This is a genomic window from Microbulbifer mixtoriginis (SeqCode), assembly GCF_052467945.1.
The window spans coordinates 3,945,001-3,947,500 of record NZ_CP174328.1 but is presented as its reverse complement, the minus strand read 5'-3'; the positions used below and the strand labels follow the sequence as shown (position 1 = coordinate 3,947,500).

At 48.5% G+C, this 2,500-nt stretch carries 2 rRNA genes (1 of these 2 cut by a window edge); both read left to right on the top strand.

From position 1 onward, the window contains the following. Positions 1-1,279: ribosomal RNA gene (locus ACJJIJ_RS17045) — 23S ribosomal RNA — on the top strand (it extends 1,603 nt beyond the left edge of the window). Positions 1,280-1,482: 203 nt separating this feature from the next. Continuing rightward, positions 1,483-1,598, top strand: a 5S ribosomal RNA gene (gene rrf / locus ACJJIJ_RS17040). Positions 1,599-2,500 lie beyond the last annotated feature (902 nt).

Sequence of the window (2,500 nt, the reverse complement as noted above, 5' to 3'; positions counted from 1 at the left end):
TCAGGTAGAGAATACCAAGGCGCTTGAGAGAACTCTGGTGAAGGAACTAGGCAAAATGGTACCGTAACTTCGGGAGAAGGTACGCCGGTTTTGGTGATGGGACTTGCTCCCTAAGCTGAGGCCGGTCGAAGTGACCAGGTGGCTGCGACTGTTTATTAAAAACATAGCACTCTGCAAACTCGTAAGAGGACGTATAGGGTGTGACGCCTGCCCGGTGCCGGAAGGTTAATTGATGGGGTTAGCTTCGGCGAAGCTCTTGATCGAAGCCCCGGTAAACGGCGGCCGTAACTATAACGGTCCTAAGGTAGCGAAATTCCTTGTCGGGTAAGTTCCGACCTGCACGAATGGCGTAACGATGGCCACGCTGTCTCCACCAGAGACTCAGTGAAATTGAAATCGCTGTTAAGATGCAGTGTACCCGCGGCTAGACGGAAAGACCCCGTGAACCTTTACTACAGCTTTGCACTGAACTTTGAGCCTACTTGTGTAGGATAGGTGGGAGGCTTTGAAGCAGTAACGCTAGTTATTGTGGAGCCGTCCTTGAAATACCACCCTGGTATGTTTGAGGTTCTAACTCTGGTCCGTTATCCGGATCGAGGACAGTGTATGGTGGGTAGTTTGACTGGGGCGGTCTCCTCCCAAAGAGTAACGGAGGAGTACGAAGGTGCACTCAGCATGGTCGGAAATCATGCAATGAGCATAATGGTATAAGTGCGCTTGACTGCGAGACAGACATGTCGAGCAGGTACGAAAGTAGGTCATAGTGATCCGGTGGTTCTGTATGGAAGGGCCATCGCTCAACGGATAAAAGGTACTCCGGGGATAACAGGCTGATACCGCCCAAGAGTTCACATCGACGGCGGTGTTTGGCACCTCGATGTCGGCTCATCACATCCTGGGGCTGAAGCCGGTCCCAAGGGTATGGCTGTTCGCCATTTAAAGTGGTACGCGAGCTGGGTTTAGAACGTCGTGAGACAGTTCGGTCCCTATCTGCCGTGGGCGTTGGAAATTTGAGAAGAGTTGCTCCTAGTACGAGAGGACCGGAGTGAACGAACCTCTGGTGTTCGGGTTGTCACGCCAGTGGCATTGCCCGGTAGCTATGTTCGGACGGGATAACCGCTGAAAGCATCTAAGCGGGAAGCCTCCTTCAAGATTAGATTTCCCTGACTCCTTGAGAGTCCTAAAGGGCCGTGGAAGACTACCACGTTGATAGGCTGGGTGTGGAAGCGTTGTGAGGCGTTGAGCTAACCAGTACTAATTGCCCGTGCGGCTTGACCATACAACAGAGATGGTTACTAACGACTAGCTAAGCTAGCGGATTGTGGAATGAAAGACACACAATGATCGCTTGCGGTGTATTACTACAGATTGTTTTACCGACTTATTTGGGGTTATCGCCGGTCAACAGACCGAGGCAAACAGCGATAACACGGCAGGCCAAGCAGATTGCTTATAAGACCAACGCCAACCCAAGCCAGTTTGCCTGACGACAATAGAGTTGTGGAACCACCTGATCCCTTGCCGAACTCAGAAGTGAAACGCAACATCGCCGATGGTAGTGTGGGGCTTCCCCATGTGAGAGTAGGTCATCGTCAGGCTTCTAATCCGAAAAGGGCCACCCAATAGGGTGGCCCTTTTTTTATGCCCGAAAAATAATTACAAACAAAAAAACAGGAAAGGGAAAAAAGAAAGGCCGCTGCGCGCAAAGTCATATTGATTCGAGCCTATGGCTCTCACCCTCCGAGCTGCCTTCGGCAGGCTAAACCGATACAGGCTGTCAGATTTCTAAAAAAAGAGTCCCTCACCGGTTGGGCTACCGGGGTTTCTTTTTGGCTACGGTAAAATATTTTCACTATCTCGCGTGCCTGCACTGCTCTGTGAATCGTTCGTAAATCCGGAGCCATACACCGCAGGCTGGCGAGCGCTGCTCGCCATACAGTGTAGGTCCAGTGTTTACAGTGGCTTGCAAAAATAGCTCTAAATAATTAGTCGGTTTACACTCCAAAAAATAAATCTCTAAAAAAGGTCTTTACCATTCCCCTTCAGGTTTTTAGAGCTTCTGCAAAATCTTGCCACTGGATCCACACTTAAAATTACTTTCGTAAACTTTATGTTTGTATTTTCAATGGCTTCAAAAATACTAGAGGTAGTGCGCTACTAAATCACTCCCCAGAAGGTTATCCCTAAAGCCCAGTTCTGCTAATAGCTATTCAATCTAGCTGCCAAACAGTATGGAAAATACGTGCTTTTAAAAAACTACGATCATATTCCCCGGTAGTAATATGGAGATTTTATTCATAGTGATATTTTGCGTTTCCACCACCGGGGGATGCATTCGCAGTCTGATTTTTACTAAAAAGCATTTTGAAAATTTATTACAGAAAGAGCTTGCGGAGCTCATTCGAAGTCCGTATAGTTCGCCTCCTCGCTGCTCAGGCAGTAGCGGGAAGGCAGCTCTAAGTCGTTGATTTTCTTAAGAAAATCTTTTCAAAAAAGAGCT